We start from the raw sequence: 11,854 nt of genomic DNA, 5'->3' as shown, positions 1-11,854 counted from the left end.
TGAACTTGATGTCATGGCAATTTATGCCATTTTTTCAAAATTGATCGCCTAAGTGGAAAGGCATCATGAGCTTGCACCAGTTGTCGCTTTCAGGCGTCAAGCCTTTTCTTAGCCGGACAGTAATGTTGAAAAATACAAAACATACGGGAAACAACATGGGACTGGACTCGGCACATATTCAGCAAAACTGATTGCCGAAGCCCTTGGCTATAATATAGAAATGCAAACTTCTGATGAAACCAACGAAACTACAATTACAATCACTTTTTGTGATCAGTAGGGAGTTTTCTGGATTTTGTAAAACCGCTATGAATGCTCGGAGTATATGATACGCAATCATTTGAAGCCAAATGGCACGACGTTGTAACGATTTTTTGGATCATTTCACGCGATGCAGCCAATCTTTGCATTGTAGAGGATTCGATGGAAACAACGAACATATTTCCGACGACTCGACAGATTGAAATGAACACGGTCCATTTTGATCTTGCTGAAGATAGCGCTTCTTTGTCTACGGTTGTCGCTTGTGGAGAACGGCGGCTATATGGATCATCCGGGACCCTTGACCCGTCTGCTGTCACATGCCGACGTTGCCAACGTACAAAGGCATACCGCGAAGCAGTAAAATGAAAGCGGCCATGGTTTCTTTCGCTTTGCTCAAGGTTGCCGCCTCCCTGGCGCACGCACGATGCACCCGCGTCTAGGGTCCGCCGCAGAAAATCTTGCCCAGGTGAAAACCGCAGGTTCGGTACCTCACCGGCGGCAATCTTGACTGATCCTGTCCGATGAAATGCCCTATCAACTGGCGGATTGAGTCGTAGGGCCACCATTTCTACCCCGCCCCGTTGATCTCATGGGCCTGTCCCGTCCTCCCTTCCCCGGCCGCCGCATCTGGCCACTTTGGTTTGTCTGCTGGGGATTTCCGTCGATCTGCTTCTTGCCCTCGAGTATTTTTTGTGGGAATATTCAATTGTCAGGGAAAGCCTCGATTGTGGAGCCGAAGTGGGATTGTCGCTCTGTGTCAGCATGCACCATCTACCTGCCAGGAGAACACAGTATGAAACTTAAAGTTGCTTTCGGGTTTTTATTCGCATTGATTCTTACTTCATCCATTGCGTGGGCTGGCGGGAAAGTGCCTTCGCTGGTCGGAAAATGGAATGTCGAGTCGTCAGGTGGGATGATGCTCAATGGTGAAAAAGAAGGGAAAGAAACCCATTGGACAGCTGGTCAGAAAGCTTTGAAAGGACAGATTGACATTACCAGTCAGGAAGATCGCTTTGTGGTCGGGACATATACTTCTGCTCGTGGGTCCGAAAAGTTTATCGCAATGATCACTCCTGACGGAAAGTATATGTACGCTTCCGATACCGATGGCTTTTTTGATTGCAAGATTGCCAACAAAGATAAACTTGAGATCGTCTACCGCCATGTGAAGGCAACGGACAGCGTTGTCGCTACTTCGGTAGCTAAACGACAGAAGTAATTAGCGCGGCAAGCTTCTCCAATCTTCTTGGATGTGAGGGGGGGTACCCATGCACTGGGTAGCCCCCTTTTTATGGCCCCGTCCTTGCCCCAACCGCCGCCCCGTACACCCCCTGGATTCGCGCCCCAGCCCCCCCCTTCCTGGACCGTTTCCCTGCTTGATGCCCTTGGAGCCAACCCAGCGCTGTTTACGAAGCACATCCGCGACGCGATCATGCCGAACGTGGCCATCACTTATGAGTTCCACGACTGGTTACTCAGCGACCACACCCGCGCCGGCCTCGACACGCTGATCCAGGGCAATATTCGCAAGATCGGCTTATCTCCTGGTAGAAAGCAGCTCTATCCCGGGGTTTTTCGCAAGGCTCTTGAGAACAACAACCGCATGGGCATGGCCGGCTTCATGGCAGCCCAATACGACGACCTGCCTGAGACTGTGAAGAAAGAGGTGAAGGCTTTCGCTGACATTCACGTCGCCTGGCTGACGAGGCTTCTGACTGCAATCGACGCCTCTGCAAACGGCGACACTCCCAGGCAACGTCCGCGCGCCATCTTCGCCGCCATAAGCAGCGCTCAATTGCTGGCGAGGGCCGTGCCGACATCGCTCTCTTCGACGAAATCATCGAAAGCTACCGCGCCGCAGGCCTCCTTCCCGATCAGCCCAAAGAAGCACTCCCGCAGTTCAGTGCCCGGCCCGCCCGTTAGACAGGTGCCTGTCGGTCTGTGGCGCGCCTACTTGCACAGCCACAAGGCGGCGCGGTCGAGGCCGCGCAGGATCTTGAGGCTGGTGGTGGCGAAGACGTGTTCCAGGGACGTTGGTTTGTGGCTGGTGCGGCCGATGGCCACGGCGGCGTATTTGCCGTCCTCGGCTTCGGTAAGGATAGTGCGGGACGGATTGGCTGAGGCGAGCACTTTGGTGGTGATGCGCGAATCGGGCACCCCATTGGCTTTGATCTCGGCCTGGGCGCGGCCGAAAATCCGGGTGGCATCGACGCAGCGGTCATCGGCGCAGACGTGGAGCAGGGTGATGGTGTGTTCCGGGTCGTTTCGCAGCATAAAGCCCACGTGGTCGGCCACCCGCATGCATTCGTCGGAACCGTCCACGCACACCAGCACGTTTTTGCGGCCGCGCTCGGGATTGCGGCAGATCCAGATGGGAAAGGTGAGTTGTTCCCAGAGAATGCGGTGTGAAACGGAATCCGCCACCATCTCCTCGAACCAGGACAGCCCGCGCCGGCCGAGCACGGCTGCGTCATAGAGCCCTTCCTCGGATTCCTTAACGATCTCCTTGACCGTACCAAGCTTGCCCTGGGAAAACTTCACCCGCACCTGCTCCTTGGAAAAGCCCATGGAATAGAGCCATTCCTGGGCCTTGGCCATGGCCGGCACGCCATGGGCGGCCTTGTCCTGCTCGATGTGGATAATGGCTTCGGGATTGGTTTGCAGATCGATGGGGTCAAGCCGCCAATCCGGCTTTCGCGGCACGACGTAAAACAATGTCAGTTTGAGGTTTTCCCGGTTGGCAAAAAAATTATAAACAAACCGAAGGCTTTGTGATGTCTGGTACTCGTCGCTGACGGTCACCAGCAGATGTTTTTCCATGGCCGGCTATCCTTGGGGTGCGCTGCCCCGTGGTAGAGGGGAATTGAATGTGTGCAAGATAAAACATCTTGCGCCGGCTTGGAAAGCGCTTATTGTCTCATTCGACATTGATTTTCAGTATCAAGGAGTCGGACCCATGGATACCTTGCTCGTTGGTGTGATTGTGGCCGGGGCGGCCTGGTACGTGTTTCGCAAGTTTTTTGGCAAAAAGGCCGGTTCGTGCGGCTGCGGCTGCAGCGGCGGTTCGTGTGGCGGCGGGGCATCCCAAAAGGGGACTTCGTGCTGCGAGCCGGGCAAGCGGTTGTAGCGGCGCGCGAAAGTGGGGCGGCTGGGATCTGTCGGTACGGTTTGCCAGGCAGCACCATCTTGAATGCATGGCTTTAGTTCACAAAAAAACACTTTTTTTGTGAACGGAGAACAAGTGCGCCGCCCGCACGGTTGGTGCGGGCGGCGTGCGGGCTGGCGGGGCGGCCCGGCTCAGATGTTTTGCCGCACCCAGGCCACGATATCGGCGGCGCTTCTGGCCCCGGAGATGCGGGTCTTTTCCCGGCCGCCGACGAACAGGGCGATGGTGGGCACGCCCTGGATGCGCAGGCGGTCGGCGATGTCCAGTTCCTCCTGGGTGTCGCACTTGGCCAGGATGACGCGCGGATGCAGCATGGCGGCGGCCTGGTCAAAGGCCGGGGCCATGGCCCGGCAGGGCGCGCACCAGGGTGCCCAGAAATCCACCACCACGGGCAGATCGCTTTTGGCCACAAAGACATCGAAGTTGGCCGCCGTCAGGGTCACGGGATGGGGGCTGAGAATGGGGGCCTGGCATTTGCCGCAGGTCGGGCCGCTGTCCAGGCGTCCGGTCTGGACGCGGTTGACGGCCCGGCACTGGGGGCACACCGCATGGATGACATCGGGCATGGCGTCCTCGGCTTGGTTTAGTCGCTCATGGAAAAATCGACGCGGATTTTAAACAGGCGGTCGGCCGGCAGGTTGAGCACGGTGATGCCGGTTTGGGCCGTTATGGCGTCCAGGGCGTCGCGGATGGCCTGGCGGGACGGGCCGATCATGGTGAACCAGACGTTTAAGGCGTGCTGGCGCAGATAGTTGTGGGTGACGCCGGGGTGGGCGTTAACGACTGCCGTGAAGGCCTCGAGTTTGTCCGGCGGGGCCGAGGCGGCGCACAGGGTGGAAAAAAAGCCGATCTTGGCTGACTGGAAGTTGGCTCCGATGCGGCGGATGATGCCCGAGGCTTTAAGCGCCCGGATGCGGGCCAGGGCTTCGGCTTCGGTGAGGCCCACTTCCCGGCCGATGGCCTCGTAGGGCCTGGGCGCGATGGGGAAGCCGGTCTGGATGATGTCGAGGATGCGTTTGTCCGTGGCGTCCATGATTACCGTACTTGGGGTTGCGGCAAAGCTTCACGCTCCGCCCGGTTGCGACCGCCGGCCTTGGCCCGGTACAGGGCCTCGTCGGCGCGTTTGAGCACATTCTCGGTCTGTTCGCCGGCCCGAAACGTGGCCACGCCGAAACTGGCCGTGACCGGCCCGGCTTGGGCAAAGGGTGCGTCGGCCACGGCCCGGCGCAGGCGTTCGGCCATTTCCAGGCCGCCCTGGATGTCGATGCCCGGGGCCGCGACGACAAATTCCTCCCCGCCGTAACGGGCCAGCCGGTCCACCTGGCGCAGGCAGGCGCGCAGGCGCGCCGCCAGTTCGATCAGCACGCTGTCGCCCACGTCGTGGCCGTAGGTATCGTTTATGTTTTTGAAGTGGTCGATGTCCAGCATCACCACGGTAAGTGGCGTGCCGTAGCGGTCGGCCCGGGCGGTTTCGTCGGCCAGGACGTCGCCGAGCTTGCGGCGGTTAAGCGATTTTGTCAGCGGGTCGCGGTTGGCCAGATCGAGCAGTTCCCGGCGTTCCAGCTCCAGTTCCGTGATGTCGGTCAGGGTCAGCAGGCAGCGGTTGCGCCCGCTTAAGGGCGTGACCGTGGGCTGAAAGACCTGGGGTGCCGCCCCGGGCCGGTCCGGCCGCACCAGCCGCAGGCGGTGGTCGCGGTCCAAGGTGTCGCCCGGCAACCGGCCGGCCCAGGCGGCCAGGCCTTCGGGCGGCGGCGGATCGGCCAGAAACCGGTCCAGGGTCAGGCCCAGGGCCTTGAATTCAACAAGGCTGCCCAGGCCCATGAAGCGCAGAAAGGCCCGGTTGAGGCTGGCCACCTCATGGCCGATCAACAGGGCCGAAGGATTGGGCGAATCGTCGAGGAAATCTTTGACGAGCTGCCAGGCATCGTCGGCGCTGTGTTGGGCGGTCAGGTCGGCGGCGGCGGCGTCCAGGGCGTCCTCCAGGGCCGGTATGGCGAAGGGGCGGACCAGACAGCGAAGGCCCGGCAGGGAAACCGTGGCCAAAAGGTCGAGCAGCTCTTGGGGCGAGCCGGTGATGAAGACGGGCCGTCGCTTGTTTTCGGCAAACAGGGCGGCGGCCAGGGCGGCGGCCGAACCGTCGGGAAATCTGGCTCCGGCCACGACCAGATCGGGCTGGCGGGTCTGGGCCATGTCCCGGGCTTCAGCCAGACTCGCGGCCGTTATCACCTCGGCGAAGCGGGCGGCGAGGATGTCGGCCAGCACGTCCCGGGAGGGCGGGTCGGCCTCGGCGAGCAAGGCTGTCAACCGCCGTCCGGGGGCGTTGGTGGCCGGGGTGCGTCTGGGCATGGTCCGGGACTCCCTTTTCCCAAGGATAAGACGGATTGCGCCACTTGTCATTGTTGCAGGATTGGGTCACAGTGGCACGGTTGGAAAACTCCGGGCAAGGAGGCGTACCATGCGCCGTCATCAAGGATTCCTGGTCTTGCTGGCCGTGGCTTTCGTAGGGGCACTGGGGCTGTTTGCCCAGCCGGCCCAGGCCCAACCCGGGCCGCCGGTGGTGGTCTACCCGCCTGGGTATTATCCGCCGCCCGGCTATCCGTATCCGCCCTATCCCGGCTACCCGTATCCGCCGCCACCCGTTTATCCCGGGCCGGGCGTGGTGATCAATCCCTGGCCCTTCCTGGGTCTTTTTCCCGGTCCCGGCTACGGTCCTGGTTATGGCCCTGGTCCGCGGCCGGTTGGTCCGGGGCCGGTTCCGCTTCCCGGTCCTGGTTTTGGCCCTGGTCCCCGGCCGGTTGGTCCCGGTCCCGTTCCGCTTCCCGTTCCCGGACCAGGGCCGCGTCCCGGCGGCGGTCCCGGTCCCGGGGGGCTTCCGGGCATGGCACCCCGGATGCCGGGGCGTTGACGCCGCTGGCCGGACCGGCCTAGTGTCGGGGTGGCTCGTGATGTTCTGGTTTGCCTGGTATAAAAACGCTGCATTTATTGTTATTGTTTACAAAAAGCAGCGGTGTTTTCTGTGAACGCCACTCGAGGCACAGGCAGGTCCGGCCGACGGGCCATGTCGGAAGTGAAGCAGGGAGTCGTTTATGGCGCGTGTCGCTGTGTCTCTGGTTGTTGGTTTGCTGCTGCTGGCCGGTTGCGCCGGCAAGGCCGCGTCGCGGCCGGAACTGGCGGGAACGCCCACGGTCTATGCCGATGTGGTGCAAAAGCCCAATCCGCTGCTGCTGGGCTGCTTTATGCGGTCCCGGCCGTCGGAATTCAAGCGGCCCAACAGCTACCGGTATTGTCTGGTGGAAAAGGGCGGCAAATACGCCGTGTATTATGATTGGCGCGATGGCAAGTCCGGCGAGGACCACCAGGGCTGGATGCCGTTTACCATCGACGGCGACAAGCTCATCAGCGGCTCTGAACCAAGCGCCTTTGTGGTCAAGGACGGCGGGGTCTGGCACAGCTACGGCGGCCGCGACGCCGTGCACCGCATGTTGCCGGAGTAGGCGCCCGATGCGCAGACAACCGGAACGGTTTTCTCGCGCGCCATTCCCTGTGGGACCGGCCGGCCGTCTCCCCGGCGGCTGGCCGGCGGCAGGCCAACACCCGGCCATCCTTGACGGATCCGCTGCCGGGGCTGCTGGCCCAGGTGGTCGAGGCCCTGTCCGATGCGGTCACGCCCCTGTCACGCCCCTTGCCGCGTGGCGGCTCCCGTGAAATAGTCCTCTTTGGCTTCGGCCAGGGAGGCGACCATGGGCACTAACTATACAGCCGTCATCAAGCAGGACGGGGATTTATGGCTCGGCTGGATTGAGGAGCTTCCTGACATTCGCTGCCAGGAGCAGACCCGGCAGGCGGTGCTTTTAACGCTGCGCATTACACTTGAGGAAGCCATCCGGTCGCAGCGCATCGCGCTGTGACCGGGGCAGGCGAGTGCCCGGCGGCCTTAAGGAACGGCTGGAACGGCCAAAGGGGCGGCATACGGCGGCAGCCCCGCCAGGGGGAGGGGGATATGAAACGACTGGCTCTCGGAATCCTGGTATTGGCCTTGACTGTCGGCGGTCTGCCCGGGGCGGCCCTGGCTTTTGACGAACAGGCGGTCCTGATCTGCGCCTTCCGTCAGGCTTTGGGCGAGCTCACCTGCAAGGAGCCGGGAAAATACAGTTTCCTTGGCATACGCGACGGCGTTTACGTCTATAACAGCCACTTCGCCAAGGGCTTTGCCGATTTCTACGTCCAGATAAACGGCGATCTGGCCATCTTCTCCAGCCGTGTCTGGCACGGCCGCATGCCGTCCGGCCGCATCATCCGGGATACCGGTGCCGGCTGCATCACCGTGACCGTTGACCCCTTGCCCTGCTCCAGCTTCAAGACCGCCCGTTGCTGCGGCAGCCAGTAGCGAATTGCCCCGGTCGGCAAGCGCTGCCGGGGCAATGCGCGCGCAGCTGCGGCAGCACCCTTGGAACCCTGATCAACCTGCGCCGCCGTAGGCTGTGGACGACGTGTTGCCGTTGCTGGAGCTCGACGAACTGGAGCTGGAGTCGTTTTGTTCCTGCACGGCCTGGGCGTACTCTGTCTGCAACTGCACCAGTTCGTTTTGCAGCGTCATCTTCTTGGTCTTTTTCTCGTCCTCGGGGAGCTGCTGGCTCTCAAGATTGGAGATCTGCTGCTGCACTTGCTGAATCTGTTCCTGAAGCGACGTGACGTCATCCTCCGCGTCACTGCTTGAATCGTCGCTCTCGCTGCTCGATGACGAGCCGCCCTTCGCTCCGCCACCGGCCTTGCCTGAGGCCGCGCTCTGGGTCTGCCCGGTCGTTGCCGTGGCGGTCGTGCCGGTGGCGTCGGTCGCATCGGCCGAGGCGGTCGCATCGGTGGCGTCGGTCGCATCCGTCGCGTCGGTCGCATCAGCCGAATCGGTCGTACCCGTAGCGCCAGTCGCGCCGATCAAACCGGACGCCTCGATGGCGGTGAGGGTGGCGGACGACGTGGCCGCCGCATTGGCGTTGCTGGCCGTCATGGACGCGGCCAGGGTCTTGGCCTCGTCGGAAATGCTCACGGTGTCGCCGCTGGCGCTCGTGCTGGAAGTGGCGCTGCTGCCGGCGATTTTGGCCGTGGCCGCTGTGCTGGAAGACCCCAAAGTCTGGGTGGTATTTGAATACAGAGTCAGGGATGTATCAATAGCTGCCATGACAACCTCCTGGTATGAACACCTATCGGACGCAACTTCTGGTTGTTTATACTTGCAATGCAGATTATTTAAAAATATATTTTTGCTTCTCCTTGTATCTTTGAGGCCCGTTGCTGCGTCTCACTTTCCGCATAGACCGCAATACTAAAGAAAGACGAGGCGTCTATGCTTCGTCTGTAGTGGCCTTGTTGTGCAATGCTGGCCGATCCGTCTGCGGAGAACCAAAGGGGAGAGGGCAGGGCGATTTGCCCGCTGCATTTGGAGAGTCGCCGGCCGGAAGCGGCCGGTTACACGGAATACGATTGGGCGCGGTGATTTTTTTGGGGTGGCGCGGGGCCACAAGGAAGGTTGCCGTGCCCGGCAAGAAGGGCCGGCTGTTTCGGTCCGCAGCCGACCGAATTGCCGGCTACGCCCAAAAATTCTTGAAATACTTCTTCTATAAAGGGGGTCCGGGGGGGATTATCCCCCCCGGCCGCCGGAGGCACTCTTCTGCCTTTCCCTTCTCCCCGTTACACCACGGTCACTTTGCCTGTTCCTGCATCCCGCAGCCGCAGCCGCCGTTGACGGCCTCGCGCAGGAGGTTTAACGCCGCGTCCTTGTCCACGGGCCGGGAAAACATAAACCCTTGCGCCTTGTCGCAGTCGGCAAACCGCAGTTTGTCCAGCTGGTCCTGGTGTTCCACGCCTTCGGCGATGACGGTGAGCCCCAGGCTGCGGGCCAGGGCGATGATGGATTTGACGATTTCCTGGCTCTCGCCGTTGCAGTCGTCGCCGCTGATAAACGACCGGTCGATTTTGAGATGATCGATGGGGAGTTGGCGCAGATAGGACAGGGAGGAATAGCCGGTGCCGAAGTCGTCAATGGCGATTTTAACGCCCAGGGCCTTTAAGCGGTTGAGTTCCCCGGCCGTGTGCTGGGCGTCGTGCATGAGCACGGATTCGGTGATTTCGAGTTTGAGGCAGGCCGGGGCCAGGCCGGTTTCGGCCAGCACCCCGGCGACATGGTCCACCAGCCCGTCCTTGACGAACTGGCGGCAGGACACGTTGACGCTGACCGAGAGGTTGGCGGCTTCCGGCATGGCCAACTGCCAGTCGCGCATCTGCCGGCAGGCTTCGCTGATGACGTAGCGACCCAGGGGCAGGATCAGCCCGGTTTCCTCGGCCAGGGGAATAAAGCGCACCGGCGGCACCAGCCCCCGGTCGGGGTGGTCCCAGCGCACCAGGGCCTCGAACCCCTCGATGCGCCCGGACTGCACATCGACGATGGGCTGGTAGTGCAGCAGCAGTTCGTCGCGTTCCAGGGCGGCGCGCAGATCGGCCTCCAGGTTGATGGCCTCGACGATCTCCTGGTGCATCTGGCGGTCGAAGATCATGGAGGTGCGCCCGGATTCCTTGGCCCGGTACATGGCGATGTCGGCGTCGCGCAGGATGTCCTCGGCCGATTCGTATTCCTTGGTGCGCAGCACGATGCCGATGCTGGCCCCGGGGGTGACCGTCGAACCGCACAGGACATAGGGTTTGCCAAGCGCCGTGCCGATGCGCTCGACCACGGTCATGACTTCTTTTTTGGACTTGAGTTCTTCAAGGATGACGGCGAACTCGTCGCCGCCAAGGCGGGCCACGGTGTCCATGGTGCGCACACAGGCCAAAAGTCGCCGCGACACCTCGATAAGGAGCTGATCCCCGGCCTGATGCCCCAGGGTGTCGTTTATGCCCTTGAATTTGTTTAAATCAATCATGAGCACGGCGTACTGGTAATCGCCCCGGCGCTTGCCGCGGGTGAGCGCCCGATCCAGGCGGTCGGCAAAAAGACTGCGGTTGGGCAGCCCGGTCAGGGCGTCGTGGAAGGCCTGATGGGTGATTTGCTCCTCAAAGGCTTTGCGCTCGGAGATGTCCTGATAGATGTAGACGATGCCCTGGGTGCGTCCGTCGAAATCGATGGGAAAGCCGATCATGGACACCGGGATGAGCCGGCCGTCGCGATGCTGGCGAAAGGTCTCGCGTACCAGCGGCTTGCCGGACAGGATGGCGTGGCGGGTGCTCTCGCACTCGGCCAGCAAGTGCTCGGGCACGATGTAGGTGCGCATGCCAAAGCCTTTGATCTCCTCGGCCTTGTAGCCGAAGAGTTGCTCAAAGGCCTGGTTGGCATCGACGATGTTGCGGTGCATGTCGATTAAGGCAATGGCCTGGGGGGAATTGGCAAAGAGCTGGTCGAAATAGGCCCGCTGGGCGGCGAGCTGGTCCTCGGCCCGCTTGCGGTCGGTGATATCCACCACCGTCCCCTCGTAATAGAGGACGTTGCCGGCGGCGTCGCGCACCACCCGGGCGTTTTCGGAAATCCAGATGACGGCACCGTCTTTTTTGCGGATGGCCGATTCAAAATTATGGACCTCGTCGTGGGCCGCGAGCAGCCGCACGAAATCGTCGCGGCGCCTGGGATCGACGTAGAGCTGGTTTTTGATGTCGCGAAAATGCTCGGTCATTTCAAAAACCGAGGCAAAGCCGTAGATGCGGGCCAGGGTGCGGTTGGCTTCGAGGTAGCGGCCGCCCGGCGTGGTCTGGAAGATACCTTCCACGGCGTTTTCAAAAATGGACCGGTATTTGCGTTCGGCGGCGTTGAGCTGTTCTTCGGCCCGGCGGCGGCCGGAGATGTCGCGAAAAATGACGCAGGACAGGGTCTGGCCGCAAAGCTGCCCGACGGGGAACTGGGACAGGCTCACGTCCACAGCGGCACCGTCCGAGGCGGCCCAGCGGGTTTCCCGCAAAAACGCCGAACCGCACAGGCTCCAGACCTCGCCCCCCGGGCCGGCCGGGCTGTCTTGCTCCGGAGCCGGACGCAGCGCCTGGCGCAGATCGCGTCCCACCACATCCCCGGCTTCTGCTCCGAAAAGCGCTTCAAAGGCGGCGTTGACGGCAACGACGAGGCCGTTGGCGTCGCGAATGAGCGCGGCATTGGGGGAATTTAAAAAGATGCGCCGGAAGACGTCTTGCGGCAGGTCGGGAGACGAGTGGAGCATGGCTACCGCCTTGGACAAAAGTGACGGGCATGTAGCAAGACGGATTCCATAATGTCAATACTGCAACATTATTAACTAATTCTTACCGGCTCCCCGTAACAGGGCGACATTTTTGGTAATGGTGCGACAATTTTGCAGCCACCCCGGCCCCGCCCATTTGACCCTCCCCGGATTTTGGCCTATTTTTGGGGATTCACGCGGCCTTTCGGCCGCCCCCAAATAAGCCAAACGA

13 protein-coding genes are annotated in these 11,854 nt (G+C 61.4%); 7 read left to right on the top strand and 6 right to left on the bottom strand.

The features are described from left to right. The first annotated feature begins 1,057 nt into the window (after nucleotides 1-1,057). Complete coding sequence (locus GTA51_RS11325; RefSeq protein WP_160961175.1) at nucleotides 1,058-1,483, top strand: hypothetical protein; 426 nt, start codon at nucleotides 1,058-1,060, stop codon at nucleotides 1,481-1,483. A gap of 731 nt (nucleotides 1,484-2,214) precedes the next feature. Here the strand turns inward: GTA51_RS11325 and GTA51_RS11320 are convergent. After that, a complete protein-coding gene (locus tag GTA51_RS11320; RefSeq protein WP_160961173.1) occupies nucleotides 2,215-3,084 on the bottom strand; it encodes a universal stress protein in 870 nt (289 codons plus the stop codon). A 136-nt stretch (nucleotides 3,085-3,220) separates the two neighbouring features. Here GTA51_RS11320 and GTA51_RS11315 point away from each other — a divergent pair, with 136 nt between their 5' ends. Beyond that, nucleotides 3,221-3,391 (top strand): FeoB-associated Cys-rich membrane protein, encoded by a 171-nt coding sequence (locus GTA51_RS11315; RefSeq protein ID WP_160961171.1) that lies wholly within the window; start codon nucleotides 3,221-3,223, stop codon nucleotides 3,389-3,391. Between the two features lie 170 nt (nucleotides 3,392-3,561). Here the strand turns inward: GTA51_RS11315 and GTA51_RS11310 are convergent, their stop codons facing one another. Genes GTA51_RS11310 through GTA51_RS11300 form a run of 3 tightly spaced genes read right to left on the bottom strand, consistent with a single transcriptional unit; the run spans nucleotide 3,562 to nucleotide 5,776 of the window. Then, a complete protein-coding gene (locus GTA51_RS11310) occupies nucleotides 3,562-3,996 on the bottom strand; it encodes a thioredoxin family protein (protein ID WP_160961170.1) in 435 nt (144 codons plus the stop codon). 17 nt (nucleotides 3,997-4,013) lie between these two features. Beyond that, complete coding sequence (gene ahbA / locus GTA51_RS11305; RefSeq protein ID WP_160961168.1) at nucleotides 4,014-4,463, bottom strand: siroheme decarboxylase subunit alpha; 450 nt, start codon at nucleotides 4,461-4,463, stop codon at nucleotides 4,014-4,016. Between the two features lie 2 nt (nucleotides 4,464-4,465). After that, nucleotides 4,466-5,776: a GGDEF domain-containing protein gene (locus GTA51_RS11300; protein ID WP_160961167.1), complete on the bottom strand. Its 1,311-nt coding sequence runs from the start codon at nucleotides 5,774-5,776 to the stop codon at nucleotides 4,466-4,468. Nucleotides 5,777-5,885: 109 nt separating this feature from the next. Here GTA51_RS11300 and GTA51_RS20620 point away from each other — a divergent pair, with 109 nt between their 5' ends. The 5 genes from GTA51_RS20620 to GTA51_RS11280 all read left to right on the top strand — a co-directional run bounded on the left by GTA51_RS20620 (nucleotide 5,886) and on the right by GTA51_RS11280 (nucleotide 7,817). After that, the gene (locus tag GTA51_RS20620; protein WP_170300333.1) at nucleotides 5,886-6,335 is read left to right on the top strand and encodes a hypothetical protein; all 450 of its coding nucleotides are present in this window, start codon (nucleotides 5,886-5,888) and stop codon (nucleotides 6,333-6,335) included. A gap of 181 nt (nucleotides 6,336-6,516) precedes the next feature. Continuing rightward, nucleotides 6,517-6,924, top strand: a complete 408-nt coding sequence (locus GTA51_RS11295; RefSeq protein WP_160961165.1) for a hypothetical protein — start codon at nucleotides 6,517-6,519, stop codon at nucleotides 6,922-6,924. 110 nt (nucleotides 6,925-7,034) lie between these two features. After that, nucleotides 7,035-7,181 carry a hypothetical protein gene (locus tag GTA51_RS11290; protein ID WP_160961163.1) on the top strand — a complete coding sequence of 49 codons (147 nt, stop codon included), beginning with the start codon at nucleotides 7,035-7,037 and terminating at the stop codon, nucleotides 7,179-7,181. Next, nucleotides 7,171-7,338 (top strand): type II toxin-antitoxin system HicB family antitoxin, encoded by a 168-nt coding sequence (locus GTA51_RS11285; protein WP_160961162.1) that lies wholly within the window; start codon nucleotides 7,171-7,173, stop codon nucleotides 7,336-7,338. Before GTA51_RS11290 ends, GTA51_RS11285 begins: the two co-directional genes overlap by 11 nt. 92 nt (nucleotides 7,339-7,430) lie before the next feature. Further along, nucleotides 7,431-7,817, top strand: a complete 387-nt coding sequence (locus GTA51_RS11280) for a hypothetical protein (RefSeq protein ID WP_160961160.1) — start codon at nucleotides 7,431-7,433, stop codon at nucleotides 7,815-7,817. A gap of 72 nt (nucleotides 7,818-7,889) precedes the next feature. Here GTA51_RS11280 and GTA51_RS11275 read toward each other — a convergent pair whose 3' ends face one another. After that, nucleotides 7,890-8,606 carry a FlxA-like family protein gene (locus GTA51_RS11275; RefSeq protein ID WP_160961159.1) on the bottom strand — a complete coding sequence of 239 codons (717 nt, stop codon included), beginning with the start codon at nucleotides 8,604-8,606 and terminating at the stop codon, nucleotides 7,890-7,892. A gap of 520 nt (nucleotides 8,607-9,126) precedes the next feature. Then, on the bottom strand, nucleotides 9,127-11,622 hold the full coding sequence (locus GTA51_RS11270) for a sensor domain-containing protein (RefSeq protein WP_160961158.1): 2,496 nt from the start codon (nucleotides 11,620-11,622) through the stop codon (nucleotides 9,127-9,129). Nucleotides 11,623-11,854 lie beyond the last annotated feature (232 nt).

This window comes from Solidesulfovibrio aerotolerans (assembly GCF_009856865.1).
Classification (GTDB): Bacteria; Desulfobacterota; Desulfovibrionia; order Desulfovibrionales; family Desulfovibrionaceae; genus Solidesulfovibrio; species Solidesulfovibrio aerotolerans.
Note: the sequence above shows the minus strand (reverse complement) of the source record. Positions and strands in the feature narration are given on the sequence as shown.

Bases quoted from the DNA above. Each gene is read 5' to 3' on its own strand.
- GTA51_RS11275 (WP_160961159.1), bottom strand. From the start codon at position 8,606: ATGGCAGCTATTGATACATCCCTGACTCTGTATTCAAATACCACCCAG.
- GTA51_RS11270 (WP_160961158.1), bottom strand. From the start codon at position 11,622: ATGCTCCACTCGTCTCCCGACCTGCCGCAAGACGTCTTCCGGCGCATC.
- GTA51_RS20620 (WP_170300333.1), top strand. From the start codon at position 5,886: ATGCGCCGTCATCAAGGATTCCTGGTCTTGCTGGCCGTGGCTTTCGTA.
- GTA51_RS11310 (WP_160961170.1), bottom strand. From the start codon at position 3,996: ATGCCCGATGTCATCCATGCGGTGTGCCCCCAGTGCCGGGCCGTCAAC.
- GTA51_RS11280 (WP_160961160.1), top strand. From the start codon at position 7,431: ATGAAACGACTGGCTCTCGGAATCCTGGTATTGGCCTTGACTGTCGGC.
- GTA51_RS11285 (WP_160961162.1), top strand. From the start codon at position 7,171: ATGGGCACTAACTATACAGCCGTCATCAAGCAGGACGGGGATTTATGG.
- GTA51_RS11315 (WP_160961171.1), top strand. From the start codon at position 3,221: ATGGATACCTTGCTCGTTGGTGTGATTGTGGCCGGGGCGGCCTGGTAC.
- GTA51_RS11320 (WP_160961173.1), bottom strand. From the start codon at position 3,084: ATGGAAAAACATCTGCTGGTGACCGTCAGCGACGAGTACCAGACATCA.
- GTA51_RS11300 (WP_160961167.1), bottom strand. From the start codon at position 5,776: ATGCCCAGACGCACCCCGGCCACCAACGCCCCCGGACGGCGGTTGACA.
- GTA51_RS11325 (WP_160961175.1), top strand. From the start codon at position 1,058: ATGAAACTTAAAGTTGCTTTCGGGTTTTTATTCGCATTGATTCTTACT.
- ahbA (WP_160961168.1), bottom strand. From the start codon at position 4,463: ATGGACGCCACGGACAAACGCATCCTCGACATCATCCAGACCGGCTTC.
- GTA51_RS11295 (WP_160961165.1), top strand. From the start codon at position 6,517: ATGGCGCGTGTCGCTGTGTCTCTGGTTGTTGGTTTGCTGCTGCTGGCC.